The sequence below is a fragment of the Micromonospora echinofusca genome, assembly GCF_017614955.1.
Lineage (GTDB): Bacteria > Actinomycetota > Actinomycetes > Mycobacteriales > Micromonosporaceae > Micromonospora > Micromonospora echinofusca_A.
In genome coordinates this window covers 1-506 of the sequence record NZ_WVUH01000731.1, presented here as the reverse complement: position 1 = coordinate 506, position 506 = coordinate 1, and the positions used below count along the sequence as shown (strand labels likewise).

At 68.4% G+C, this 506-nt stretch carries 1 protein-coding gene; it reads right to left on the bottom strand.

Going from position 1 to position 506, the window contains the following annotated elements; all coding sequences use genetic code 11:
• Positions 1 to 506, bottom strand: a 506-nt coding sequence (locus GSF22_RS34125; RefSeq protein ID WP_244454635.1) for a condensation domain-containing protein, incomplete at both ends; no start/stop codon positions are given.

The window sequence follows — 506 nt, the reverse complement described above, 5'->3', positions numbered from 1 at the left end:
GGTGAGGGAGAGGTCGCGGACGCGGTCAAGGAGGTCGGTGACGGTGGGGTCGCCGGTGAGGTCGACCCGGAGGGCGAGGGTGTTGACGAAGAAGCCGATGAGGTTTTCGAGTTCGGTGCGGCGGCGGTTGGCGGTGGGGGTGCCGATGACGAGGTCGGGTTGGCCGGAGAGGTGGGACAGGACGATGGCCCAGCCGGTGAGCAGGGTCATGAACAGGGTGCCACCGTGGTCGGCGGTGAGGGCCTTGAGCGCCGAGGTCAGGGTGGCGTCGAAACTCAGGGCCAGTTGGGCGCCGTGGTGGTCCTGTTCGGTGGGTCGGGGTCGGTCGGTGGGCAGTTCCAGGAGCGTGGGGGCGTTGTGGAGGGTCTGTCGCCAGTAGGTTTCCTGCCGGGTGAGGGTGCCGTCGGTGAGCCATTGGCGTTGCCAGGTGGCGTAGTCGGCGTACTGGACCGGTAGTGGTGGCAGGGGGTTCGGCTGGCCGTTGTGGAACGCGGTGTAGAGGGTGC